This window comes from Streptomyces sp. NPDC020983, from assembly GCF_044333485.1.
In the GTDB taxonomy this organism is placed as follows: Bacteria; Actinomycetota; Actinomycetes; order Streptomycetales; family Streptomycetaceae; genus Actinacidiphila.
Map to the genome: position 1 here is coordinate 310,910 of NZ_JBIRRA010000010.1, position 25,171 is coordinate 336,080.

The window sequence follows — 25,171 nt, forward strand, 5'->3', positions numbered from 1 at the left end:
CACCGAACTTCCGCCCCGCCGGGCACGCGATCCCGGCGGGGTTTCTTGACGGCCGGGCCCGTTCCCCCCCGGCGGCCGAGCGGGCGTTCGCGGGGCCGCGCGTGCCCGCGGGGCGGGGAGCCTTCTCGGGGGGCGCGCTCAGCCACCCGTCACCCGCGGTCGCCCCCGGCCGCAAGGGGCAGTTGCCGTCGTTCCCGGGCCATCGGCCGGTGGTGGGCCGGTCGCGCGGTTCCCCGCGCCCCTGAGGGCCGCCCGGCCCGGCGGGCGCACCCTGGCCCCGCCCCGCGGCGGCGCGAGCGCCCAGCCGCACCGGGCGGCGGAAGAAACGCCGATCCCCGTCGGGGGCGGAAGAACACCCACCCCCGCCGGGGGCGGAAGAACACCCACCCCCGCCGGGCGGCGGAAGAACACCCACCCCCGCCGGGGGCGGGAGAACGCCGACCCCCGCCGGGCGGCGGGAAACGCTCGTCCGGCGGGGTGTCGGCGGCTCATTCACCCCGCGCCGCGGGAAAGGCGGCGGCGCAGGGGGGCCGCCAGGCGGTCCGTGGCCGCGGAGAGGCGGGCGGAGAGCGCCGCGCTGCGCGCGGAGGCCCCCCACAGCACGCGCGCGAAGGAGCGCGGCAGGAAGCGCGCCCGGAAGCGCCCGCCCCGCCCGGCTCCCGCGTGCAGCCCGGCGCGTACGGCGTGGACGTCCGCGGCGAGCCCGGCGGCGGGCGGCGCCTGCGGCGCGTACAGCGTGCGCTCCACGGCGCCGCCCAGCCGTGTCGCCCCTTCCGCGGCGGGGCCGCCGAGGCCGCCCTCGGCCACGAGCCGGGCCATCGCCCGGCGGGGCGTCTCGGACTCGTCCGGCGCGATGCCGTAGTCCCAGCCGGTGTCGAGCACCTCGCGCCACGCGGCGAGCACGGGCCCGCCGTACTCCTCACGGGTCTCGCGGCCGCCGCCGAGGCGCCGGGCGCGTACCCGGCCGCGCCACAGCATCGGCAGGGCCGGCAGGGCGAGCAGCAGCAGGGCGAGCAGGGCGAGCCCGGCGTAGCGGAAGGCGTCCGAGCTGCCGCCGGAGCCTCCGCCGCCGGCGGCTGCCGCCGGGGCGCAGGTGCCGCCGGAGGCGGAGCCGGGGCCGCAGTCGGAGGAGGCGGAGGGCCGCGGCTGCGCCGTGCTGCCCTGGCCGTGCTGGCCCGGGTCGGCGGTCTCGCCGCCGCTGCTGGGGCTGGTGGGCAGGGTGTAGTCGGGCGCGGTGCCGCGGTAGGGGGTGGGCTCGAAGCGTGTCCAGCCGATGCCCTCGAAGTACAGCTCGGGCCAGGCGTGGGCGTCCTTGATGCCGACCGACATGCTGCCGTTGGTGGTCAGCGTGCCGGGGGTGAAGCCGACGGCGACGCGCGCGGGGATGTGGAGGGTGCGGGCCATCGCCGCCATGGTGAAGGCGAAGTGGATGCAGAAGCCCTCTTTGGTCTGCAGGAAGCGCGCGATGGCGTCGGTCCCGGTGCCGGACTTGGCCTGGGTGTTGTAGACGAACTGCCCGGAGGTGAAGTAGTGCTGGAGGTCCAGCGCCCGTTCGTAGTCGTTGGCCGCGCCGAGCGTGACCTGCTCGGCGGTCTGCTGGACGATCTTCGGCAGCGAGTCGGGCACCTGCTCGTAGTGCTCGGCGATGTCGCCGGTGGCCGGCGGTGCGGCTTCGAGCTGGGCGGCGGTCGGGTTCACCTGGAGGCTGGAGACCTGGTAGCGGATGCCCGCGGTGGTCTGCCCGTCCTCGCCGATGACCATCCGGCCCTCGGGTTCGTAGCGCCAGTTCCCCTCGGCCTGTACCTGGGTGGCCGGGTAGGGCATCGGCAGCCAGCCCTGCGCGTAGTCCCGGTCCACGACCACGGAGGTGTTGACGGTGGTGTAGGGGACGTCGGGGGCCAGCCCCTGCGGGGCGGGCAGCGCGGCGGGGATGTCGAGCTTCTCGTCCTTGGACGCCGACCAGCTGGTGCCGTCGAAGCGGTCGAGGGCGACGATCCGCAGGTACATGCCCTGCGCGTCCGAGGAGCTGGTGCGGTAGCTCATCACCTCGCGGTTGTCGGGCTGGTTGAGGTAGTCCTGGAGCGCGACCTCGGGGCGTACGGAGGTGGCGTTGCCGAGGCCCGTGCCGAGCCCGTCGCTGCCGCCGCCGCCCCCGTTACCGTCCAGCACGCCGCTGCCCAGCGACGGCAGGGCCACCGGCAGCACGAGGGCGATGCCCAGCGCCATGACGCCGATCCGGCGCCCGGTGCGGACCGGGGCGAGCGGCGCGCCGCCGCCCGCCGTGGCCGCGGGGCCGGACCAGCTGCCGGGCCGCGGGGCGCCGCCGAAGACCCGGCCCCAGCGGGACAGCCGGTCGCGGCCCTCGGCGAGCAGCAGCAGCAGGTAGCCGACGGAGGCGACCAGGAAGTACACCCACTGGCTGCTGCCGTCCTCCAGACCGGCGGCGACCGCGTAGAGCGCCAACAGCGGCAGCCCGGCGGGCGCGGCGCTGTTGTACGTGACCGCGATCGCGTCGACCGCGAGCGCGATCACGAGCACGCCGCCGACCAGCAGGAACTTGATGCCGGGGGTGACGGGGGCCGGGATGGCGAAGTTGGTGACGTCGGTCATGCCGTCCTGCACCAGCTGGCCGAACTCGCGGAAGGACTGGGGGCCGGGCAGGATGCCGCCGAGTGCCTGGTGCGGGGTGAACATGACCGTCAGCACGACCAGCGACACCACCGCCTGCGCCAGCACCGTCAGCGGCCTGGCCAGCGGGATCCTGCGGGCCCCGGCGCCGACCGCGGCCTGGAAGGCGACGCAGAGGGCGGCCTTGAGGAACCAGCCGCGGGGCGTGGCCAGCGGCAGCAGCGCCGACGCCGCCATCAGCGACGCCAGCGCGGCGAAGATCGTCAGCCGTGCGCGTCCGCTCATCTCGTCGCCCCCGCATCGTGCCGCGGTCCGGGGGCGTTCTCCCCCGACCGGTAGCGGTCCGCCTGCTGCCACAGTTCCGGCAGCGCGTCGCCCGCCCTGACCTCCACGACCGTCCAGCCGGCCTCGCGCAGCATCCGTACCGCGCCCCGCGTCCCCTCAGGGGCGTGCGGCAGGGCGGACGCGTCGGTGACCGCCACCATCCGGCCCGTCGCGTCGGTGGCCACCCAGTCGTCGCTGTCCAGCACGAAGGCGACCGCGCCGCCGGCGCGCTGCCGCAGCCGGGCCACGGTCGTCGCGTGCTCCTCGTCCATGTCGCCGAGAACGGCCACGATCAGGCCCTCGCTCGCGGTCCGCAGCGCCTCGTACGCGGCCGACAGCGTACGGCCGTCAGAGTGGGCGACGACCGCGAGGGTGTCCAGCAGCACGCCCGCCATGTCCGAGGAGTCGCCGGCGAAGCCGCCGCTGCCCTCGGGGCCGGGGACGCTCGTGCCGGTGTCGGTGAGCAGCCGGACCGCGTAGCCGCGCTCCAGCATGTGGGTGGACACCGACGCGGCGGCCGACACCGCCCACTCGAAGGCCGAGTCGGGCCCGGAGCCGAAGTAGGCCCACGCGCGGGTGTCGAGCAGCACCGTGCAGCGCGCCCGGTGCGGCTGCTCCTCGCGGCGCACCATCAGCTCGCCGTAGCGGGCGGTGGAGCGCCAGTGCACCCGGCGCAGGTCGTCGCCGTGCCGGTAGCCGCGCGGGATGACGTCGTCCTCGCCGGCGAAGGCCAGGGCCCGGGTGCGGCTCTCGCCGTAGCCGTTGGCCTGGCCGGTGAGCCGGACCGGCGGCAGCGGCTCGACCTTCGGCACCACGGTGAGGGTGTCGTACGCGCTGAAGGAGCGCGTCAGCTCGCACATCCCGAACGGGTCGCTCAGCCGCAGCTGGAGCGGGCCGAGCGGGTAGCGGCCGCGCAGGTCGGAGCGCACCCGGTAGGACACCTCGCGGTGCCCGCCGGGCTCGACCCGGTCCAGCACGAACCGCGGGCGCGGGCCGAGGACGTACGGCACCCGGTCCTGGAGCATCAGCAGGCCGGTGGGGACGCGGGAGACGTTGTCGACCCGCAGGTGCACCCGCGCCTCCGACATCGCGGGCACCCGGGACGGAGACAGCCGGCGGCTGCCGGCCACCCGGTAGCGGGTGCGGTAGAGCACCGCGACGCACACCAGCGGCAGCACCGCCAGCAGCAGCCCGACCCGCAGCAGGTCGGGCTGCCCGAGGACGTACGCGCATATCGCGGCGGCGACGCCCGCGGCCACGAAGGACCGGCCGCGGGTGGTGAGCCCGCCGAGCGCGGTGCGGAAGCCGCCGGTGCGCGGCGGCTGGGACGGTGGCGCGGGCGGCGCGGCGGGGGCCTGGGCGGCCATCACAGGCCCCGGGCGCCCGGCATGCCGGGCCGGCGGCCCGCCGACGGGTCGGGCACCGGGACGCGGTGCAGGATCTCGGCGACGACCTGCTCGGGCGTGCGCCGGTTCAGCTGGGCCTGCGCGGTCGGCAGCAGCCGGTGCGCGAGCACCGGCGCGGCCAGCGCCTGCACGTCGTCGGGCAGTACGAACTCCCGCCCGTCCAGGGCCGCGGAGGCCCGCGCGGCCCGGACGAGGTGCAGCGTCGCGCGCGGCGAGGCGCCGAGCCGCAGGTCCGGGTGCTCGCGGGTGGCGCCGACGAGGGCCACCGCGTAGCGGCGTACCGGGTCGGCGACGTGCACCTGGCGCACGGCCTCGACGAGCTTGACGATCTCGTGCGCGTGCGCGACCGGCTGGAGGTCGTCCAGCGGCGAGACCCCGCCGTGCACGTCCAGCATCTTCAGCTCGGCCTCGGGGCTGGGGTAGCCGACCGAGACACGGGCCATGAAGCGGTCCCGCTGCGCCTCGGGCAGCGGGTAGGTGCCCTCCATCTCCACCGGGTTCTGGGTGGCGATCACCATGAAGGGGCTGGGCAGCTCGTAGGAGGTGCCGTCGACGGTGACCTGGCCCTCCTCCATCGACTCCAGCAGCGCCGACTGCGTCTTGGGCGAGGCGCGGTTGATCTCGTCGCCCACCACGATCTGGGCGAAGATCGCGCCCGGCTTGAATTCGAAGTCGCGCTGCTGCTGGTCGAAGACGCTGACACCGGTGATGTCCGACGGCAGCAGGTCCGGGGTGAACTGGATGCGCCGCACCGAGCAGTCGATGGAGCGCGCCAGGGCCTTGGACAGCATGGTCTTGCCGACGCCGGGCACGTCCTCGATGAGCAGGTGCCCCTCGGCGAGCAGCACGGTCAGCGCGATCCGCACGACCTCCGGCTTGCCCTCGATCACGTGCTCCACGCTGCGGCGTACCCGGTCTGCCGTCGTGCTCAGGTCGCTGAGGCTTGCGCGTGCGTCAAAGGTCGTCACCCGGTGCTCCTAGGCCATGTTCCGCGGGACACGGTCATCCCTGGACCGGCCCTCCCCATCGTGGGTGCCGTCCCGCCGCAAAGACGGGGGACGGAACCGCACGGTTGCATTCTTCCCTTACGCGGCAGCCGACGTCACTCGCCTGCCGTTATTAATTCGTGATTTCCCGCAGCCTGCCGGTGTGCACGTCGAAGACGAAACCCCGCACGTCGTCGGTGTGCGGCAGGAACGGAGACGTCCGCACGCGCGCCATCGACTGCCGGACGTCCCTGTCGGCGTCGGTGAAGGCCTCGACCGACCACGTCGGACGCTGGCCCACCTCGGCTTCGAGTTCGGTGCGGAAGTCCTCGGTGAGGGTCTCCAGGCCGCAGCCGGTGTGGTGGATCAGCACCACGGAGCGGGTGCCGAGGGCGCGCTGGCTGATGGTCAGCGAGCGGATGGTGTCGTCGGTGACGACGCCCCCGGCGTTGCGGATGGTGTGGCAGTCGCCCAGCGCGAGGCCGAGCGCCTTGTGCAGGTCGAGACGGGCGTCCATGCACGCCACGACGGCCACCTGGAGGACCGGGCGGGCGTCCATGCCGGGATCGGTGAACGCGGCGGCGTACTCCGCGTTGGCCTGGACGAGCCGGTCGGTGACCGAGGCGGTGGCGGGAGCGGTGGCGGTGGCGGTGACGGGGGCGGGGGCGGTGGGACCGGGGGGCGCGGAGGGCCCGGTGGAGCCGGCGGATGTCGACATGCCTCGACGGTAAGGCCCGGCCCCCTTCCGCACCCCTTCTGGGCGCCGCGAATCGGCCGGACGCGCGGCCGTTCCGGCGGGTGTGTGACGTAACCCACACGGGTCGTGCGCCGCGTGCGGGGTTCGCTCGTCGGGGTGACGCGCCGCCTCCGGCCAGCGTTGACCGTGGGGCACGGTGGAGTAAAGTGGAGCGAAGTGGTGCTTGGAGACCGCCGTGGACGTCACCGGATGACATGGCGGCCGTACGGGGCCGGCGGACGCGGCGGACGCTTGGGACGCGCGCGACGGACGGCCGGAAAGCGGCGTCTGCGGGAGGTGCGATGTTCCCGATGTTCCTCGGGACGTACACCCCGCGGCTGGACGACAAGCACCGTCTGGTGCTGCCCGCCCGCTTCCGCGAAGCGCTCTCCGGCGGCCTCGTCATCACCCGCGGGCAGGAGCGCTGCCTGTGCGTTTGGCCCCTGGAGGGCTTCCGGGCCGCCACCGCGCAGCTCGCCGCGTCACCGCTGACGGCCCTGACGTCGAAGACCGCGCGCGACTACCAGCGGCTGCTGTTCGCCGGCGCGCACGACGAGGTCCCCGACCGCCAGGGCCGGGTCACCGTGCCGCAGCCGCTGCGCGAGTACGCCGGCTTGGAGCGGGACTGCGCGGTCATCGGAGCCAACAGCCGGGTGGAGATCTGGTCGGCCACCGCCTGGGCGGAGTACCTGGCGGCGCAGGAGGACACCTTTTCGGCCCTGTCACAGGAGGTCCCGCCCGGATTACTGTGAGCGCGGCCCCAGCCCCCGCGCACCCGCTGTGAACCACCCGCGCGGACGTACGGCTCGGCCTCCTCCCGCTCCACGGTTCCGCTGGCACCACTTCCCCGGTGCCAGGGGAACGTTTCTGCCGAGCGGGCGGGGACCAGGTTCTACGTCCGACCGCCGGCCGCCGCCGCCAGGGCGGGCCGCGCGCCAGCACCGTCCGAGAAGGGCCGGCCCCTCCATGAGCGACACCCCTCCGCAGCCGACCGAGCCGCGGCACGTCCCGGTGATGCTGCGGCGCTGCCTCGACCTGCTCGCGCCGGCCCTCGCCGAACCCGGCGCGGTGGTCGTCGACGCCACCCTCGGGCTGGGCGGGCACAGCGAGGCACTGCTCGGCACCTTCCCCTCCGCCCGGCTCGTCGCGCTCGACCGCGACCCCGAGGCGCTCAAGCTCTCCGCCCGCCGCCTGGAGCCCTTCGGCGACCGCGCCACCCTCGTGCACGCCGTCTACGACGAGCTGCCCGACGTCCTCGCCTCGCTGTCCGTGGCGCGCGTCCAGGGGGTGCTCTTCGACCTCGGGGTGTCCTCCATGCAGCTCGACGAGGCCGGGCGCGGCTTCGCCTACGCCCAGGACGCGCCGCTCGACATGCGGATGGACCAGACCACCGGGATCAGCGCCGCCGAGGTGCTCAACACCTACCCGCCCGGCGAGCTCGTCCGCATCCTGCGCTCCTACGGCGAGGAGAAGTTCGCCCGCAAGATCGTCGACGCGGTCGTACGGGAACGCGAACGGGAGCCCTTCACCACCAGCGCCCGGCTCGTCGAGCTCATCAGGAACGCGCTGCCGCAGGCCGCCAAGCGCACCGGCGGCAACCCCGCCAAGCGCACCTTCCAGGCGCTGCGCATCGAGGTCAACGGCGAGCTGTCCGTCCTGGAGCGGGCGGTGCCCGCCGCGGTCGGCGCGCTCGCGGTCGGCGGCCGGATCGCCGTGCTCTCCTACCACTCGCTGGAGGACCGGCTGGTCAAGCAGGTCTTCGCGGCCGGCGCCGCCAGCACCGCCCCGCCCGGGCTGCCGATCGTGCCCGAGCAGTACCAGCCCCGGCTCAAGCTGCTCACCCGCGGGGCGGAACTGCCCTCCGAGGACGAGATCGCCGAGAACCGCCGCGCCGCACCGGCCCGGCTGCGCGCCGCCGAGCGGATCCGCGAGGAGCACATCGGGGGGGAGCAGGCATGAGCCCCGTCCGCCCCGCCCGCCCGTCCGGCGCGGGCCGCCCCGCAACCGCCGCCCGCACGCCGTTCGTCATCCTCGTCGTGACGCTGCTCGGCGGAGGCCTCATCGCGCTGCTGCTGCTGAACGCCGCCGTCAACCGCGACTCCTTCCAGCTCAACAAGCTTGAGAAGGAGACGACGGGATATACGGACGAGCAGCAGCAGCTCCAGCAGGAGGTCGACCGGTACGGGGCGCCCGGCTCCCTGGAGCGCCGGGCGCGGCAGCTCGGCATGGTGCCCGGCGGCAACCCGGCCTTCCTCGGACCCGACGGGTCGGTCCTCGGCACGCCCGAGCGGGCGACCGCGCCGCCGCCCCCGCCGCCGTCCGCCACGCCGGCGAAGCCGTCCACGAGCCCGGCGCCTTCCGCGCCGGGCACACCGTCCGTCCCGCCGGCGAACCCGGCGGCCACGAGTCCGACCCCCTCGCCGGGTACGCCCCCGGCCACGACGACCCCTCCGGGGAGGTGAGCGCCTTGGCCACGCTGCGGGCCGCCTCCTGCGGTGGCGTACGCGGTCTTCCCGCCGCCCCGGCCGGGCGCGCTGCTCTCCCCGCGCCCGCGCGCCCCGCGGAGTCCCCGGGGGTGCGCCGCACGGACCCCGGCGTCCGGGGGCGCGGGGAACCGCGCGACCGGAGCTCCGCCCGGGCGGTATCCCCCCAGCCCCGCCGCACCCGCGGCCGGGTACGCGCGGCGTGCCGCCGCCTCGGAGGTGACAGGTGAACGGGCCCGCAGGCCAAGGACAGCGCCGCCCCCCGCGCCCGGGCCCCCGCCCGCCGGCGCGGCAGGGGCAGGTCCGGCGCCCCCCGGCGGGGCGGGCGCGGCCCCTCCCCGGCCCCCGGGGAACGCGCCCCCCCGGCGTCGTGCGGCTGGGGCGCCCCCGGCCGAGGCTGCGGCTCGTCGGGGTCGCCCTCACGCTCGTGATGGGCATCTTCGTCGTCCGGCTCCTCCAGGTGCAGGCCCTCGACGCGTCCGCGTACGCGGCGAAGGCCGCCGTCAACCGCTGGGTCACCCACGACGTGACGGCGGACCGCGGCACGATCACCGACCGGGACGGTGTCGCCCTCGCCGCGACGGTGGACGCGTACGACATCACCGCCGACCCCTACCTCTTCACGCCGGAGCAGGCGAAGACCAAGGATGCGCCGTCCCGCGCGGCGGAGCTGCTCGCGCCGATCGTCGGCGTGGACGCCGCCACCCTGGCCCGCAGGCTGTCGACGCCGAACTCCCGCTACCAGCTGCTGGCCCGGCAGCAGACGCCGCAGGTGTGGAGCCAGATCTCCGACCTGAAGAAGTCGCTCGCCGCCCGCTCGCTGAAGGAGCCGGGTGCGAACGTGCTGGCCGGTGTGTTCAGCGAGCCGCACACCAAGCGGGTCTACCCCGGCGGGGATCTGGCCGCGGGCGTGCTGGGCTTCGTCAACGGCCAGGGCAAGGGCGGCGGCGGCCTGGAGTCGATGTTCGACAAGCAGCTCGCCGGCAGGAACGGCAAGATCCGCTACGCCCAGTCCAACGGCCGCCAGGTGCCCACCGCGGGCGTCCAGCAGCAGCCCGCGGTGCCCGGGTCGAACGTCCAGCTGACGCTGGACCGGGACATCCAGTGGGCGGCGCAGAGCGCGATCAGCGCCCAGGTGGCGAAGTCGCACGCGGACCGCGGCTACGTCATCGTCATGGACAACAGGACCGGCGAGGTGCTGGCCATGGCCGACGCCCCCGGCTTCGACCCGGGTGACCTCACGCACGCCGACCCGGCCGCGCTCGGCAATGCGGCGATGCAGGACGCGTACGAGCCCGGCAGCGTCAGCAAGCTCATGTCGATGGCGGCGATCATCGACACCGGCACCGCCACCCCGCTGACCCGGGTCGTGGTGCCCGGCACGCTGCCGCGCGCCGACCGCGTCTTCCACGACGACGTCGCGCACGGCACCTGGTACCTGACGCTCAACGGCGTGCTCGCCAAGTCCAGCAACATCGGCACCATCGAGGCCACCGGGCAGCTCGGCACGACCCAGGCGCAGGCCAACCGGGTGCTCTACTCCTACCTGAAGAAGTTCGGCATAGGGGAGCCCACCGGTATCGGTTTCCCCGGCGAGACCCCCGGCATCCTGGCCGAGCCGCAGGACTGGAACGCCTCGCAGCAGTACACGATCCCGTTCGGCCAGGGCCTGTCCGTCAACGCGCTGCAGGCCACCTCGGTCTACGCGACCATCGCCAACGGCGGTGTGCGCGTCCAGCCCAGCCTGGTCCGCGGTGTCACCGGACCCGACGGGCGCTTCGTGCCCTCCCCGGCGCCGAAGAAGACCCGGGTGGTCAGCGCCAGGACCGCCACGACGCTCTCGCAGATGCTGGAGTCGGTCGTCGGCAGCGAACAGGGCACCGGCACCCACGCCAAGATCGACGGCTACCGGGTGGCGGGCAAGACGGGTACGGCCAACCGGGTGGACCCGAAAACCGGCAGGTACCACGGCTACACCGCCTCCTTCATGGGTTTCGCGCCGGCCGACAACCCGCGTGTCACGATCTCCTGCGTCATCCAGAACCCGACCAGGGGCAGCTATTTCGGCGGCTCGATCTGCGGCCCCGTCTTCAAGCAGGTGATGGAGTTCTCCCTCAAGACCCTTCGGGTGCCGCCCTCCGGGGTGCCCGCGCCCGAGCTCCCGGTCGACTACGACCCCGCCGAGACGGCCGCCCCCGCGGTGTCGCCGTCCGGCCCGAAGGGGCGGTGAGCATGGCGGACACCCACCACGAGCGGTACGGCGGCGGGCAGGACGCGGCGCGCGACCCGCGGCTGCCGCACCCGGCCCGTTTTGGCCCGCAGCCCGGCCGGGCCGGTAACCTCACCGCCGTGCCCAACCCTGATCAAGCCACCACCCTCACCCCGGCGGGCGCGCCGCGCCCGTCACGCATCCGCCCGACCCCGCTGACCGAACTGGCCCGGCGGCTCGGCGTCCCGGACCCCGGCGGTGACACCGCGGTCACCGGGATCACCCACGACTCGCGCGCGGTCCGCCCCGGCGACCTGTACGCGGCCCTGCCCGGCGCCCGCTTCCACGGCGCCGACTTCGCCGCCCAGGCGGCGGCGGCCGGCGCCGTCGCCGTGCTGACCGACCGGACGGGCGCCGAACGCGCCGCGGCCACCGGGCTGCCCGTACTGGCCGTCGGCGACCCCCGGGCGGTCATGGGCGAGCTGGCCGCGGCCGTCTACGGCGAGCCCGGCGAGGCGATGCTCCGCATCGGCATCACCGGCACCTCCGGCAAGACCACGACCTCCTACCTCGTGGAGGGCGGGCTGCGCGCGGCGTCGCACGGCGGGACCGGGCTCATCGGCACCGTCGAGACCCGGATCGGCGACGAGCGCGTCAAGAGCGAGCGCACCACCCCGGAGGCGACCGACCTCCAGGCGCTGTTCGCGGTGATGCGCGAGCGCGGGGTCGCCTCGGTCGTCATGGAGGTCTCCAGCCACGCCCTGGTGCTGGGCCGGGTGGACGGCGCGCTCTTCGACGTCGCGGTGTTCACCAACCTCAGCCCCGAGCACATGGAGTTCCACTCCGGCATGGAGGACTACTTCCAGGCGAAGGCGCAGCTGTTCACCCCGCGCCGCAGCCGGCTCGGGGTGGTCAACCTGGACGACGAGTACGGCCGCCGGCTGGTCGCGGAGGCCGGGGTGCCGCTCGTGACGTACTCGGCGCAGGGCAGCCTGGACGCCGACTGGCGCGCCGAGGACGTCGAGGCCGGGCCGATGACGAGCAGCTTCACCGTCGTCGGGCCCAAGGGCGAGCGCTTCGCCGCGACCTCCCCGCTGCCCGGCCCGTTCAACGTCGCCAACACGCTGGCCGCGATCACCGCGCTGGCCGCCGCCGGCCTGGACCCGCACACCGCGGCCGAGGGCGTCGCGGCGGTGCCCGGGGTGCCGGGCCGGCTGGAGCGGGTGGACGCCGGGCAGCCGTACCTGGCGGTCGTGGACTACGCGCACAAGACGGACGCCGTCGAATCCGTGCTGCGCGCGCTGCGCACCACCACCCGAGGCCGCATCCACGCCGTCCTGGGCTGCGGCGGCGACCGCGACGCCACCAAGCGCGCCCCGATGGGCGCCGCGCTGGCCCGGCTCGCCGACACCGCCGTCCTGACGTCGGACAACCCGCGTTCGGAGGACCCGCTGGCGATCCTCACCGCGATGCTCGCCGGGGCCGCCGAGGTGCCCGCCGAACAGCGCGCCCACGTCCTGGTGGAGCCCGACCGCGCCGCCGCGGTGGCCGCCGCGGTGGCCAGGGCCGAGCCGGGCGACGTCGTGCTGGTCGCCGGCAAGGGCCACGAGCAGGGCCAGGACATCGCCGGCGTGGTGCGACCGTTCGACGACCGAGAGGTGCTGCGCGCCGCGATCGAGAAGGACCGGAAGGCATCGTGATCCCCCTTTCCCTCGCCGAGGTCGCACGCGCGGTCGGCGGGAGCACGCACGACATACCGGACGCGGCGGTCATGGTGACCGGCCCGGTCGTCCGGGACTCCCGCGAAGTGGTGCCCGGAGCGCTGTTCGTCGCCTTCGCCGGCGAGCGCGTCGACGGCCACGACTTCGCGCCCGGCGCGGTCGCCGCCGGCGCGGTCGCGGTGCTCGCGGCCCGCCCGCTGGGCGTGCCCGCGATCGTCGTCGACGACGTGCAGGCCGCGCTCGGCGCGCTCGCCCGGCACGTCATCGAGCGGCTGGGCGCCACCGTCGTGGCGCTCACCGGCTCCGCGGGCAAGACCAGCACCAAGGACATGCTCGCGCAGGTCCTCCAGCGGATCGGCCCGACCGTCTGGACCCCCGGATCCCTCAACAACGAGATCGGGCTGCCGCTGACAGCCCTCCAGGCCGACGCGGACACCCGGCACCTGGTGCTGGAGATGGGCGCCCGCGGTATCGGCCACATCGCGTACCTGACCGGACTGACGCCGCCGCGGATCGGGATCGTGCTGAACGTCGGCAGCGCCCACATCGGCGAGTTCGGCGGAAAGGAGCAGATCGCCCAGGCGAAGGGCGAGATGGTCGAGGCGCTGCCGGACGCGCACGCCGGCGGCGTCGCCGTCCTCAACGCCGACGACCCGCTGGTCCGGGCCATGGCCGACCGCACCAAGGCGAGGGTCGTGTTCTTCGGGGAGAGCGAGCACGCCCAGGTCAGGGCCTCCGGTGTGGCGCTCAACGAGCGCGGGCAGCCGGTGTTCACGCTGCATGCCCCCACCGGGTGCGCCGACGTGACCTTGCGCCTGTACGGTGAGCACCACGTGTCGAACGCGCTCGCCGCAGCCGCCGTCGCCAGTGAACTCGGCATGCCCGTAGGGGAGATCGCCACCGCGCTCTCCGAAGCCGGGTCCCTGTCGCACTGGCGGATGGAGGTCACCGAGCGCCCCGACGGCGTGACGGTCGTCAACGACGCCTACAACGCGAACCCCGAATCGATGCGGGCCGCCCTGCGCGCGCTCGCGGCGATGGGCAGGCCCGCGCAAGCCCGGGGGGGACGGACGTGGGCGGTGCTGGGAAAGATGGCCGAACTGGGCGGAGAAGCGCTTGCCGAGCACGATGCGGTGGGGCGGCTGGCCGTCCGGCTCAACGTCAGCAAGCTCGTCTGCGTCGGCGGTCAGGAAGCCGCGTGGCTGCAGATGGGCGCCTATAACGAGGGTTCGTGGGGTGAGGAGTCGGTGCACGTGTCCGACGCAGAGGCGGCGATCGACCTGTTGCGCGCAGAGCTGCGGCCGGGTGACGTCGTGCTGGTGAAGGCATCCAGGTCGGTCGGCCTGGAGGCCGTCGCCCTGGCGCTGACCGAGGACGGCGTGGGCGGGGCGGCAGCCGGCGAGGGTGCCGCGCGATGAAGCAGATCCTCGTCTCCGGGGTGCTGGGTCTTTTCCTGTCCCTGATCGGCACCCCGCTGCTGATCCGGCTGCTGGCCCGCAAGGGCTACGGCCAGATGATCCGCGACGACGGCCCGCAGGCGCACCACAGCAAGCGCGGCACGCCCACGATGGGCGGTATCGCCTTCATCCTGGCCACGCTCGTCGCGTACGCCGTGACCAAGCTGATCACCGGCGACAAGCCGAGCATGTCGGGCGTGCTGGTGCTCTTCCTGACCACCGGGCTCGGCGTCGTCGGCTTCCTCGACGACTACATCAAGATCGTCAAGCAGCGCAGCCTGGGCCTGCGGGCCAAGGCGAAGATGGCGGGCCAGCTCATCGTCGGCATCGCCTTCGCGGTGCTCTCCCTGAACTTCGCGGACTCCCGCAACCAGACGCCGGCCTCCACCAAGCTGTCCTTCACCACGGACTTCGGCTGGTCGATCGGCCCGGTCATCTTCGTGGTCTGGGCGCTGTTCATGATCCTGGCCATGTCGAACGGCGTGAACCTCACCGACGGCCTCGACGGCCTGGCCACCGGCGCCTCGACGATGGCCTTCGCCGCCTACACCGTCATCGGCGTGTGGCAGTACGGCCAGTGGTGCGGCGCCCAGGTGAGCGCCAACGGCGCCTGCTACGAGGTGCGCGACCCCCTCGACCTCGCGGTGGTCTCGGCCGCCCTGATGGGCGCGTGCTTCGGCTTCCTGTGGTGGAACACCTCGCCGGCCAAGATCTTCATGGGCGACACCGGCTCCCTGGCGCTCGGCGGCGCGCTCGCGGGTCTGGCGATCTGCTCGCGCACCGAGCTGCTGCTCGCCATCCTCGGCGGCCTGTTCGTCATCATCACGATGTCGGTGATCATCCAGGTCGGCTCCTTCCGGCTGACGGGCAAGCGGGTCTTCCGGATGGCACCGCTCCAGCACCACTTCGAGCTCAAGGGCTGGAGCGAGGTCCTGGTCGTGGTCCGGTTCTGGATCGTCCAGGGCATGTGCATGGCCGTCGGACTCGGCATCTTCTACGCGGCCTGGGTGGCCGCCTCGTGAGCGTCCCCGCCGTCCCGGCGCCCGCGGACCCCGGCGCCGCCTTCGCCGGCCGGCGGATCACCGTCGCCGGCCTCGGGGTGTCCGGGGTGCCCGCGGCCCGTGCGCTGCACTCCTTCGGCGCCCTGGTGACCGTCGTCAACGGCACGTCGGGGGAGCGGCAGCAGGCCGAGGCCGCCGAGCTGGAGGCTCTGGGCGTCACCGTGCGCCTCGGCGACGGGGACACGCTGCCGGACGGCACCGAGCTGGTCGTCACCGCGCCCGGCTGGAAGCCGTCCAGCCCGCTCTTCGCGGCGGCCGCCGCCGCGGGCGCCGAGGTCATCGGCGACGTCGAACTCGCCTGGCGGCTTCGCGGCGCCCGGGCGGGGAAACCGGTCGCGCCCTGGCTCGCGGTGACCGGCACCAACGGCAAGACCACCACCACCCGCATGCTCGCCGCGATCCTCACCGCGGCGGGTCTGCGCACCGCGGCGGTCGGCAACATCGGCGTCTCGCTGCTGGACGCGGTGCTCGGCGACGAGCCGTACGACGTCCTGGCCGTCGAGCTGTCCAGCTACCAGCTGCACTGGGCGCCCGGCATCCGCCCGCACAGCGCGGCGGTGCTGAACCTGGCGCCGGACCACCTGGACTGGCACGGCTCGATGGAGGCCTACGCCGCCGACAAGGGCCGGATCTTCCACGGCAACACGGTCGCGTGCGTCTACAACGCCGCCGACCCGGCCACCGAGAGGCTGGTCGAGGAGGCGGACGTCGAGGAGGGCTGCCGGGCGATCGGCTTCACGCTGGACGCGCCCCGCATGTCGGAACTCGGCGTCGTCGACGGACTGCTCGTCGACCGGGCCTTCGTCGCCGACCGGCGGAACAAGGCGCAGGAGCTGGCCGAGGTCGCCGACGTCCAGCCGCCCGCGCCGCACAACGTCGCCAACGCGCTGGCCGCCGCCGCGCTGGCCCGCGCCTACGGGGTGCCGCCCGGCGCCGTCCGCGACGGGCTGCGGGCCTTCCGGCCGGACGCCCACCGCATCGCCGAGGTCGCGGTGCTGGACGGCGTGACCTACGTCGACGACTCCAAGGCCACCAACACGCACGCCGCCCAGGCCTCGCTGACCGCGTACGACCACGTGGTGTGGATCGCCGGCGGGCTCGCCAAGGGCGCGGAGTTCGACGAGCTGGTCCGGGCGGCCGCCGGACGGCTGCGGGGGGCGGTGCTGATGGGCGCCGACCGCGCGCTGATCCGCGAAGCCCTGGCGCGACACGCCCCGCAGGTGCCGGTGGTGGACCTGGAACGGACCGACACTGGGGCGATGTCCGCGGCCGTCGCCGAGGCGCGGCGGCTGGCCGAACCGGGCGACACCGTCCTGCTGGCGCCCGCGTGCGCGTCGATGGACATGTTCAGCAACTACAACCAGCGCGGCGACATGTTCGCCGACGCGGTCCGCGCCGCCTCGCCGGACCCCGCGGCGCACTAGCCGCCGCGGCCCCGCTCCGGCGGGCCGCGGCGCACCGCACCGCTCCGACGGAGGGGACGCATGACGGCACACGGCTCCACGCCCCGCGGCGCCGCCCGCCGGCCGGCCGGCCGGCCGGCTGCGCCCAGCGCGCTGCGCGCCGCCGCCCGGTTGCCCGGCCGGCTGCGCGCGGCCTGGGACCGGCCCTTGACGGCGTATTACGTGATCCTCGGCGGCAGCCTGCTCATCACGGTGCTCGGCCTGGTGATGGTCTACTCGGCGTCGATGATCCAGGCGCTGCGCTACGGGCTGCCGTCCACCTTCTACTTCCGCAAGCAGCTGCTGGCGGTCGCGATCGGCTCGGTGCTGCTCTACGCGGCCGCGCGGACACCGGTGCGCGTGCACCGGGCGCTGGCCTACCCGGTCCTGCTCGGCTCGGTGTTCCTGATGTGCCTGGTGCAGGTGCCGGGCGTCGGCCAGACGGTCAACGGCAACACCAACTGGATCTCCGTCGGCGGTCCCTTCCAGATCCAGCCCAGTGAGTTCGGCAAGCTCGCGCTGGTGCTGTGGGGCGCGGACCTGCTGGCCCGCAAGGGCGGCAAGGGCCTGCTGGTGCAGTGGAAGCACCTGCTGGTGCCGCTGGTCCCGGTCACCGTGCTGCTGCTCGGGCTCATCATGCTCGGCGGCGACATGGGCACCACGGTGATCCTCACCGCGATCCTCTTCGGCATGCTGTGGCTGGCCGGCGCGCCCACCCGGCTGTTCGCCGGGGTGCTCGGCGGCGCGGGCGTGCTCGCCTTCCTCGCCATCGTCACCAGCTCCAACCGGATGGACCGGCTGCACTGCATCGCCGCCTCCGACCCCGACAACGGCTGCTGGCAGGCCGTGCACGGCATCTACGCCCTCGCCTCGGGCGGCTGGTTCGGTTCCGGACTCGGGGCGAGTGTGGAGAAATGGGGCGAACTGCCCGAGCCGCACACCGACTTCATCTTCGCCGTGACGGGGGAGGAACTGGGTCTGGCGGGCACACTGTCGGTGCTGGCCCTCTTCGCGGCACTAGGCTACGCGGGTATCCGCGTGGCCGGTCGTACGGAGGACCCCTTCGTCAGGTTCGCAGCGGGTGGCGTGACCACCTGGATCACGGTGCAGGCCGTGATCAACATCGGTGCGGTGCTCGGCCTGCTGCCGATCGCCGGAGTCCCGCTCCCGCTGTTCTCCTACGGGGGTTCGGCCCTCCTGCCGACGATGTTCGCGATCGGGCTGCTGATCTCCTTCGCCAGGAGCGAGCCGGCGGCGCGAGCGGCGCTGGCCGTGCGGGGGCGGAGCGGGCGCAAGTTCCCGAGCCGGGCAATGACACGGACGATGCGACGGTACGTCACCCGACGGCCGTCCGGAGAGCGGTGAATTTCGGTGCACGTCGTACTCGCCGGCGGGGGGACCGCCGGCCACATCGAGCCTGCGCTCGCGCTCGCCGATGCCCTGCGCAGGCAGGACCCGACAGTGGGCATCACCGCCCTCGGCACCGAGCGGGGTCTGGAGACCAGGCTCGTGCCCGAACGCGGCTACGAACTCGCGCTGATCCCGGCCGTCCCGCTGCCGCGCCGGCCCACCCCCGAACTCATCACCGTGCCCGGCCGGCTGCGCGGCACCATCAAGGCCGCCGAGCAGATCCTGGAGCGCACCAAGGCGGACTGCGTCGTCGGCTTCGGCGGCTACGTCGCCCTGCCCGGCTACCTCGCCGCCAAGCGGCTCGGCGTCCCGATCGTGGTGCACGAGGCCAACGCCCGCCCGGGCCTGGCCAACAAGATCGGCTCCCGCTACGCCCACGCGGTCGCCGTCTCCACCCCCGACAGCAAGCTGCGCGACGCCCGCTACATCGGCATCCCGCTGCGCCGGTCCATCGCCACCCTGGACCGCGCCGCCGCCCGCCCCGAGGCCCGGCACGCCTTCGGCCTCGACCAGAACCTGCCGACGCTGCTCGTCTCCGGCGGTTCGCAGGGCGCCCGCCGGCTCAACGAGGTCGTCGCCACCGTGGCCCCGCGGCTCCAGCAGTCCGGCGTGCAGATCCTGCACGCGGTCGGCCCCAAGAACGAGCTGCCGAAGGCCGACAACATGCCCGGCATGCCGCCGTACCGCCCCGTCCCGTACGTCGACCGGATGGATCTCGCCTACGCCGCCGCCGACATGATGCTCTGCCGGGCCGGCGCCATGACGGTGGCCGAGCTGTCCGCGGTCGGGCTGCCCGCCGCGTACGTACCGCTCCCGATCGGCAACGGCGAGCAGCGGCTCAACGCCCAGCCGGTGGTCAAGGCCGGCGGCGGGCTGCTGGTGGACGACGCCGAGCTGACGCCGGACTGGGTGCTCGGCAACGTGCTGCCCGTCCTCACCGACCCGCACCGGCTGTACGACATGTCCCGCGCCGCCGCGGAGTTCGGCCGCAGGGATGCCGACGACCTGCTCGTCGGCATGGTGTACGAAGCGGTGGCCGCCCGCCGGGCACGATAGGGCCCGGCGGGAGTCGACCAGCGGGGAGTCAGACGTGGCAGGCGTGACAGGACCCGGCGCCGGTACCGGAGCCAGACCCGGGCAGCGCGGTGGCGGCCGCCCCGAACGCCCCGGCGGGCGCCCGCCGGGGCGCCCCGAAGGACCGGGGGGAGGCAGCCCGTCCGGTACCGGCCGCCCGCCGGGCACCCCGGGCGGGCGGCGGTCGCGGCTCACCCCGCCCTCGCGCCGCGCGCTGCTGGCCGTCCTGGTGGCGCTCACCCTCGTGCTGGGCGGCGGCACGTGGGCGGTCTACGGCTCCCCGTGGCTGCGCGCCCGCACCGTGAGCGTGCACGGCACGGGCGTGCTCACGGCGCAGCAGGTGCGCAGGGCCGCCGCGGTGCCGCTGGGCGGCGCGCTGGTCTCCGTCGACACCGGGGCGGTGCGCGCGCGGCTGCTGAAGGGGCTGCCCCGGCTGAAGGACGCCCGGGTGCACCGGGCCTGGCCGCACACGGTGCGTATCGACGTCACCGAGCGCACGGCGTCCGCGGTCCTGAAAAGCGGCACGAAGTTCACCGAGGTCGACAAGGACGGGGTGCGCTTCGCGACCGTCGACCGGGCGCCGCGCGGGGTGCCGCTGCTGGAATTGACGCCGGATCAGACGGCGAGCTTTCGGCATTTCGGAACAAAAAGACTGCTGCAGGCCGCGATTACCGTCGCGGGCCGGCTGCCGGATTCGCTCGCCGGGCGGGCGACCGCGATCCGGGTGCGTTCCTACGACGCCATCACCGTCGAACTCACCGGTGGCAGGGGCGTGATGTGGGGCAGTGCCGACGGCAGCGCCGCGAAGGCCGCGGTGCTCACCGCGCTCATGAAGGCCGAGCCGCACGCCACGCACTACGACGTGAGCGCCCCCACCGCCCCTGCGGCATCCGGAAGTTGACGTGTGCGGGACGTCCGCTTCGCTAGTATTCGACCCCTGGTTCACGGAACCGGGGCGTGATCACATAGGGTCAAAAGAAAAACGGGAGGTTCGGCGTGTTCGTTGAACCTCCGGCGCTTGTCGACTTAGTGTCTCGTCTCAAAGGAACACATGGGACAGGCATACTGGTAACCCTAAACCTCAGGGTTAGGGTTCGGAACGGCCCGGCGAGCGTACCGACCGTCCCACACACTTCGTAAATCGAGGCGAGAGGCCTTCGACGTGGCAGCACCGCAGAACTACCTCGCAGTCATCAAGGTCGTCGGCATCGGCGGCGGTGGCGTCAACGCCATCAACCGGATGATCGAGGTCGGTCTCAAGGGCGTCGAGTTCATCGCGATCAACACCGATGCGCAGGCCCTGCTGATGAGCGACGCCGACGTCAAGCTGGACGTCGGCCGGGAGCTGACCCGCGGGCTCGGCGCCGGGGCGAACCCGGAGGTCGGCCGGAAGGCCGCCGAGGACCACCGCGAGGAGATCGAAGAGGTGCTCAAGGGCGCCGACATGGTCTTCGTCACCGCGGGTGAGGGCGGCGGCACCGGCACCGGCGGCGCCCCCGTGGTCGCCAACATCGCCCGCTCGCTCGGCGCCCTGACCATCGGTGTGGTCACCCGCCCGTTCACCTTCGAGGGCCGCCGCCGCGCCAACCAGGCCGAGGACGGCATCGCGGGCCTGCGGGAGAACGTCGACACCCTGATCGTCATCCCGAACGACCGGCTGCTGTCCATCTCGGACCGCCAGGTCAGCGTGCTGGACGCGTTCCGCTCGGCCGACCAGGTGCTGCTGTCCGGTGTGCAGGGCATCACCGACCTCATCACCACCCCGGGCCTGATCAACCTGGACTTCGCGGACGTGAAGTCCGTGATGTCGGAGGCCGGTTCGGCACTCATGGGCATCGGCTCGGCCCGCGGCGACGACCGCGCGGTGGCCGCCGCGGAGATGGCGATCTCCTCGCCGCTGCTGGAAGCCTCCATCGACGGTGCCCGCGGGGTGCTGCTGTCCATCTCGGGCGGTTCCGACCTCGGGCTCTTCGAGATCAACGAGGCCGCCCAGCTGGTGAGCGAGGCCGCCCACCCGGAGGCCAACATCATCTTCGGCGCGGTCATCGACGACGCGCTCGGCGACGAGGTCCGGGTCACCGTGATCGCGGCCGGTTTCGACGGCGGCCAGCCGCCGAGCAAGGCCGGGCGGGACAAGGCGCAGGGCTCCGGCTACTCCGCGCAGGACGGCGGCGCGGCCGGCCCGAACCGCGGCGCCGAGCCCCAGCCGCGCCCGGTCTCGCCCTTCAACGGCCTGGGCGTCCCGTCCGCGATCCCGGCCGAGCGGGAGGCCGAGCCGGTCGCCGAGACCTCGGTCCCCACGGTCACCCCGCCGGTGGTCCCGCCGGCCCGGCCGTACCAGGACTCCGCGGCCGAGGAGCTCGACGTCCCCGACTTCCTGAAGTGACCGCCCGGACGTGATAGGGCACCGCAGCACAGCGAACGGCGCGCATTTCGCCTTCACCGACCGGTGGGGCGGGGTGAGCGCCGTTCCGTACGACAGCCTCAATCTCGGCGGGGCCGTGGGCGACGACCCGGCCGCCGTCGCCGCCAACCGCGACCGGGCCGCCCGCGAACTGGGCCGGGAGCCGGGACGGGTGGTGTGGATGAACCAGGTGCACGGGCGCGACGTCGCCGTCGTCGACGAGCCGTGGGGCGACACGCCCGCACCGGACGTGGACGCCCTCGTGACCACCCGCGCCGACCTCACCCTCGGGGTGCTCACCGCGGACTGCGTCCCGGTGCTGCTCGCCGACCCGGTCGCCGGGGTCGCCGCCGCGGCGCACGCCGGGCGGCCGGGGATGACGGCGGGCATCGCGACCGCCGTGATCGAGACGATGATCACACTGGGGGCCGACCCGGACCGTACGACCGCGGTCCTCGGGCCGTCGGTATGCGGTAAATGCTATGAAGTGCCCGCAGGAATGCGGGAGGAGGTCGCGGCCGTCGAACCGGCGGCGTACGCCGAGACGAGTTGGGGCACGCCGGCGCTCGACGTGGCCGCCGGGGTGCGCGCGCAACTGGTGCGCGCCGGGGTGCGCGCCGTGCGGGGGCCCGGTGTGTGCACCCTCGAATCCGCCGACCACTTCTCCTACCGCCGCGACCGGGCCACCGGCCGGCTCGCCGGTTACGTCTGGCTGGACGGTGCGCGATGAGCGGTACGGACGCGGCGGACGGCGCGGCCCGGGACCCCGGCGCGCGGGCCGCGCAGCTCGCCGCCAACCTCGCCCGGGTCGAGCAGCGGATCGCCGACGCCTGCGCCGCCGCGGGGCGGGACCGCGAGGAGGTCACCCTCGTCGTGGTCACCAAGACCTACCCGGCCGCCGACGTACGGCTGCTGGCCGGACTCGGGGTGCGCGAGGTCGCCGAGAACCGCGACCAGGAGGCCGCGGCGAAGGCGCAGGAGACCGCCGACCTGCCGCTCAGCTGGCACTTCGTGGGCCAACTCCAGACCAACAAGGCGCGTTCGGTGGTCCGTTACGCTGACCACGTGCACTCCGTCGACCGGCTCCGGCTGGTCGACGCGCTGTCCTCCGCGGCCACCGCCGCCGGGCGGCGCATCGGCTGCCTCGTCCAAGTCGCGCTGGACGCCGGGGAGTCGGCGGGTGCGCGCGGGGAGCGCGGCGGAGTGGCGCCCGGAGCGGTGCCCGAAGTCGCCGACGCGATCGCGTCGGCCGCCGGGCTCCGGCTCGACGGGCTGATGACGGTCGCGCCGCTGGCCGGGGCGTATGCGGGCCAACCCCGCGCCGCCTTCGACCGGTTGAGGGAAATCTCATCCCGCCTGCGCGCGACCCATCCGGCTGCCACCATGGTCTCGGCAGGGATGAGCCAGGATCTCGAGGAAGCGGTGGCGGCCGGAGCGACACATGTGCGCGTCGGAACGGCGGTACTCGGAGTCCGTCCCGGGCTCCGGTAACGTCACCAAACAAGTCGGACCACAGCATAAATATGGTGTGGCGGCCGTCCCCGGCGGGCGGCCGAGGACCGCAACACCCCGCTGAGAGGACGCAGAGCATGGCCGGCGCGATGCGCAAGATGGCGGTCTACCTCGGCCTCGTGGAGGACGACGGGTACGACGGCCCGGGTTTTGACCCGGACGACGAGTTCGAGCCGGAGGTGCCCGCGCCCCCGGTGCGTGCCGCCGCCGAGCCGGAGCGCGTCCCCCGCCGGCCGCACAGCCAGCACGTGGCGCCGAGCCCGCACCAGCCGCAGCAGGAGGAACCGCCGCGGCTCGTCCACGCTCCCGCACCCCGCGAACCGCGGATCGCCCCCGTGGCGTCCATCACACCCGAACGTCACAGCCTGGAGAAGAACGCAGCGGTGATCATGCCCAAGGTCGTGTCAGAACGCGAGCCCTACCGGATCACGACACTTCACCCCCGGACCTACAACGAAGCCCGTACCATCGGGGAACACTTCCGCGAAGGCACCCCGGTGATCATGAACTTGACGGAGATGGACGACACGGATGCGAAGCGACTTGTCGACTTCGCGGCGGGTCTGGTCTTCGGCCTCCACGGGAGCATCGAGCGGGTGACGCAGAAGGTGTTTCTGCTGTCGCCTGCTAACGTCGATGTCACGGCGGAGGACAAGGCCCGGATCGCCGAGGGCGGGTTCTTCAACCAGAGCTGAACGAACGCAACCGTAGGGACCGGCCGGCAGGCCGAGAAGCAGGGGAGAGGGAAGCGCGATGAGTGTCGCACTCCAAGTGCTGGACATCGCGTTGTACTGCTTCCTCTTTGTGCTGATTTTCCGATTGGTGATGGACTACGTCTTCCAGTTCGCCCGTTCATGGCACCCTGGGAAGGCGATGGTGGTGGTCCTGGAGGGCACCTACACTGTCACCGATCCGCCACTCAAGCTTCTGCGGCGGTTCATCCCACCGCTGCGCCTCGGGGGCGTGGCGCTCGACCTGTCCTTCTTCGTACTGATGATCATCGTTTACATCCTGATCTACGTTGTTGGGAGCTTCATGTGAACGGTGCGAGCTCCCGATATGTCGACGATCACGTTGAGGTGAAGAGATGCCGTTGACCCCCGAGGACGTTCGGAACAAGCAGTTCACGACCGTCCGCCTCCGTGAGGGCTATGACGAGGATGAGGTCGACGCCTTCCTCGACGAGGTGGAGGCGGAACTGACCCGCTTGCTCCGTGAGAACGAGGACCTGCGGGCCAAACTGGCCGCGGCGACCCGTGCCGCGGCCCAGGCAGGCCAGCGCAAGCCCGAGCCGCAGGACCGACCGGTGCCCGCTGCCATATCCGGACCGCAGCCGGTGCAGCAGCAGATGCCCCAGCAGATGGGTCCCCCCCAGCAGGGCGGAATGCCGCAGCTGCCCCCCGGCCCCAGCGCCCAGCAGCACGGTCCCGGCCCCGGCGGCCACCCGATGCAGCAGCAGGGTCCCGGCCCGATGGGCCAGCACCCGATGCAGGGCGGCCCCGGCCCGATGGGCCAGCACCCGATGCAGCAGCAGGGTCCCGGCCCCATGGGCCAGCACCCCATGCAGGGCGGCCCCGGCGGTCACCCGATGCAGCAGCAGGGTCCCGGCGGCGACAGCGCGGCCCGCGTGCTCTCGCTCGCCCAGCAGACCGCCGACCAGGCGATCGCGGAGGCCCGTTCCGAGGCCAACAAGATCGTCGGTGAGGCCCGCAGCCGCGCCGAGGGCCTGGAGCGGGACGCCCGCGCCAAGGCCGACGCGCTGGAGCGGGACGCCCAGGAGAAGCACCGCGTCGCGATGGGCTCGCTGGAGTCCGCCCGCGCCACGCTGGAGCGCAAGGTCGAGGACCTGCGCGGCTTCGAGCGGGAGTACCGCACGCGGCTGAAGTCCTACCTGGAGTCCCAGCTGCGCCAGCTGGAGAACCAGGCGGACGACTCGCTCGCCCCGCCGCGCACCACCCCGTCCGCGCCGTCCCTCCCGGCGGCGTCCCCGATGGGCGGGACGATGGGCGGCAACGGGATGGGCAACGGCATGAACGGGATGGCTCCGGCCGGCGCCGGTGCGATGAGCCACAACGGCTCGTCCCCCGCCTTCGGCGGCGGACAGGGCATGGGCGGCCACACGCCCGGCCCGACGTACGGTGGCCAGCAGCAGATGTCGCCTGCGATGACGCAGCCGATGGCTCCTGTCCGCCCGCAGGGCGGGCCGTCCCCGCTCCAGCAGGCGCCCACGCCGATGAGGGGTTTCCTCATCGACGAGGACGACAACTGATTGCCGCCTGACGGCACGCAGTAGGGCCGGGCCTCCCGGGGGTTACCCC

At 73.8% G+C, this 25,171-nt stretch carries 21 protein-coding genes; 17 read left to right on the forward strand and 4 right to left on the reverse strand.

Annotated elements, in window-relative coordinates; translation table 11 throughout:
• Positions 1 to 492: 492 nt before the first annotated feature.
• From ACH4SE_RS24080 to ACH4SE_RS24095, 4 genes are all read right to left on the reverse strand, one after another.
• Positions 493 to 2,913, reverse strand: coding sequence for a DUF3488 and DUF4129 domain-containing transglutaminase family protein (locus ACH4SE_RS24080; protein ID WP_398545511.1), 2,421 nt, complete (start codon positions 2,911 to 2,913; stop codon positions 493 to 495).
• Complete coding sequence (locus ACH4SE_RS24085) at positions 2,910 to 4,319, reverse strand: DUF58 domain-containing protein (protein ID WP_398545512.1); 1,410 nt, start codon at positions 4,317 to 4,319, stop codon at positions 2,910 to 2,912. The genes ACH4SE_RS24080 and ACH4SE_RS24085 overlap by 4 nt, the downstream gene beginning before the upstream one ends.
• The gene (locus ACH4SE_RS24090; RefSeq protein WP_398545513.1) at positions 4,319 to 5,326 is read right to left on the reverse strand and encodes an AAA family ATPase; all 1,008 of its coding nucleotides are present in this window, start codon (positions 5,324 to 5,326) and stop codon (positions 4,319 to 4,321) included. Before ACH4SE_RS24090 ends, ACH4SE_RS24085 begins: the two co-directional genes overlap by 1 nt.
• A gap of 151 nt (positions 5,327 to 5,477) precedes the next feature.
• Positions 5,478 to 6,062, reverse strand: coding sequence for a beta-class carbonic anhydrase (locus tag ACH4SE_RS24095; protein ID WP_398545514.1), 585 nt, complete (start codon positions 6,060 to 6,062; stop codon positions 5,478 to 5,480).
• 329 nt (positions 6,063 to 6,391) lie between these two features.
• On the opposite strand from ACH4SE_RS24095, the gene mraZ reads away from it, so the two are divergent.
• The 17 genes from mraZ (at position 6,392) to ACH4SE_RS24180 (ending at position 25,122) form a co-directional block, all read left to right on the forward strand.
• Positions 6,392 to 6,832 (forward strand): division/cell wall cluster transcriptional repressor MraZ, encoded by a 441-nt coding sequence (mraZ, locus tag ACH4SE_RS24100; protein ID WP_398545552.1) that lies wholly within the window; start codon positions 6,392 to 6,394, stop codon positions 6,830 to 6,832.
• 214 nt (positions 6,833 to 7,046) lie between these two features.
• On the forward strand, positions 7,047 to 8,039 hold the full coding sequence (rsmH, locus tag ACH4SE_RS24105) for a 16S rRNA (cytosine(1402)-N(4))-methyltransferase RsmH (protein ID WP_398545515.1): 993 nt from the start codon (positions 7,047 to 7,049) through the stop codon (positions 8,037 to 8,039).
• A complete protein-coding gene (locus ACH4SE_RS24110; protein ID WP_398545516.1) occupies positions 8,036 to 8,542 on the forward strand; it encodes a cell division protein FtsL in 507 nt (168 codons plus the stop codon). Before rsmH ends, ACH4SE_RS24110 begins: the two co-directional genes overlap by 4 nt.
• A 451-nt stretch (positions 8,543 to 8,993) precedes the next feature.
• Positions 8,994 to 10,793 carry a peptidoglycan D,D-transpeptidase FtsI family protein gene (locus ACH4SE_RS24115; protein WP_398545517.1) on the forward strand — a complete coding sequence of 600 codons (1,800 nt, stop codon included), beginning with the start codon at positions 8,994 to 8,996 and terminating at the stop codon, positions 10,791 to 10,793.
• Between the two features lie 2 nt (positions 10,794 to 10,795).
• The gene (locus tag ACH4SE_RS24120) at positions 10,796 to 12,472 is read left to right on the forward strand and encodes a UDP-N-acetylmuramoyl-L-alanyl-D-glutamate--2,6-diaminopimelate ligase (protein ID WP_398545518.1); all 1,677 of its coding nucleotides are present in this window, start codon (positions 10,796 to 10,798) and stop codon (positions 12,470 to 12,472) included.
• Positions 12,469 to 13,911, forward strand: a complete 1,443-nt coding sequence (gene murF, locus ACH4SE_RS24125; protein WP_398545519.1) for a UDP-N-acetylmuramoyl-tripeptide--D-alanyl-D-alanine ligase — start codon at positions 12,469 to 12,471, stop codon at positions 13,909 to 13,911. The genes ACH4SE_RS24120 and murF overlap by 4 nt, the downstream gene beginning before the upstream one ends.
• On the forward strand, positions 13,908 to 14,972 hold the full coding sequence (gene mraY / locus ACH4SE_RS24130) for a phospho-N-acetylmuramoyl-pentapeptide-transferase (protein WP_398545520.1): 1,065 nt from the start codon (positions 13,908 to 13,910) through the stop codon (positions 14,970 to 14,972). The genes murF and mraY overlap by 4 nt, the downstream gene beginning before the upstream one ends.
• The gene (gene murD, locus ACH4SE_RS24135; protein ID WP_398545521.1) at positions 14,969 to 16,435 is read left to right on the forward strand and encodes a UDP-N-acetylmuramoyl-L-alanine--D-glutamate ligase; all 1,467 of its coding nucleotides are present in this window, start codon (positions 14,969 to 14,971) and stop codon (positions 16,433 to 16,435) included. The genes mraY and murD overlap by 4 nt, the downstream gene beginning before the upstream one ends.
• 60 nt (positions 16,436 to 16,495) lie before the next feature.
• A complete protein-coding gene (ftsW, locus tag ACH4SE_RS24140; protein ID WP_398545522.1) occupies positions 16,496 to 17,818 on the forward strand; it encodes a putative lipid II flippase FtsW in 1,323 nt (440 codons plus the stop codon).
• Between the two features lie 6 nt (positions 17,819 to 17,824).
• Entirely contained in the window at positions 17,825 to 18,919 is a 1,095-nt protein-coding gene (gene murG, locus ACH4SE_RS24145) for an undecaprenyldiphospho-muramoylpentapeptide beta-N-acetylglucosaminyltransferase (protein WP_398545523.1), read from the forward strand.
• Between the two features lie 34 nt (positions 18,920 to 18,953).
• The gene (locus ACH4SE_RS24150; protein WP_398545524.1) at positions 18,954 to 19,838 is read left to right on the forward strand and encodes a cell division protein FtsQ/DivIB; all 885 of its coding nucleotides are present in this window, start codon (positions 18,954 to 18,956) and stop codon (positions 19,836 to 19,838) included.
• A gap of 261 nt (positions 19,839 to 20,099) precedes the next feature.
• Positions 20,100 to 21,323, forward strand: a complete 1,224-nt coding sequence (gene ftsZ / locus ACH4SE_RS24155) for a cell division protein FtsZ (RefSeq protein ID WP_398545525.1) — start codon at positions 20,100 to 20,102, stop codon at positions 21,321 to 21,323.
• 10 nt (positions 21,324 to 21,333) lie between these two features.
• Positions 21,334 to 22,071: a peptidoglycan editing factor PgeF gene (gene pgeF / locus ACH4SE_RS24160; protein ID WP_398545526.1), complete on the forward strand. Its 738-nt coding sequence runs from the start codon at positions 21,334 to 21,336 to the stop codon at positions 22,069 to 22,071.
• A complete protein-coding gene (locus ACH4SE_RS24165; protein ID WP_398545527.1) occupies positions 22,068 to 22,832 on the forward strand; it encodes a YggS family pyridoxal phosphate-dependent enzyme in 765 nt (254 codons plus the stop codon). Before pgeF ends, ACH4SE_RS24165 begins: the two co-directional genes overlap by 4 nt.
• Before the next feature lie 98 nt (positions 22,833 to 22,930).
• Complete coding sequence (gene sepF / locus ACH4SE_RS24170; RefSeq protein WP_398545528.1) at positions 22,931 to 23,548, forward strand: cell division protein SepF; 618 nt, start codon at positions 22,931 to 22,933, stop codon at positions 23,546 to 23,548.
• Between the two features lie 58 nt (positions 23,549 to 23,606).
• Positions 23,607 to 23,894 (forward strand): YggT family protein, encoded by a 288-nt coding sequence (locus ACH4SE_RS24175; RefSeq protein ID WP_398191273.1) that lies wholly within the window; start codon positions 23,607 to 23,609, stop codon positions 23,892 to 23,894.
• 46 nt (positions 23,895 to 23,940) lie between these two features.
• Complete coding sequence (locus ACH4SE_RS24180) at positions 23,941 to 25,122, forward strand: DivIVA domain-containing protein (protein WP_398545529.1); 1,182 nt, start codon at positions 23,941 to 23,943, stop codon at positions 25,120 to 25,122.
• Positions 25,123 to 25,171: the final 49 nt, after the last annotated feature.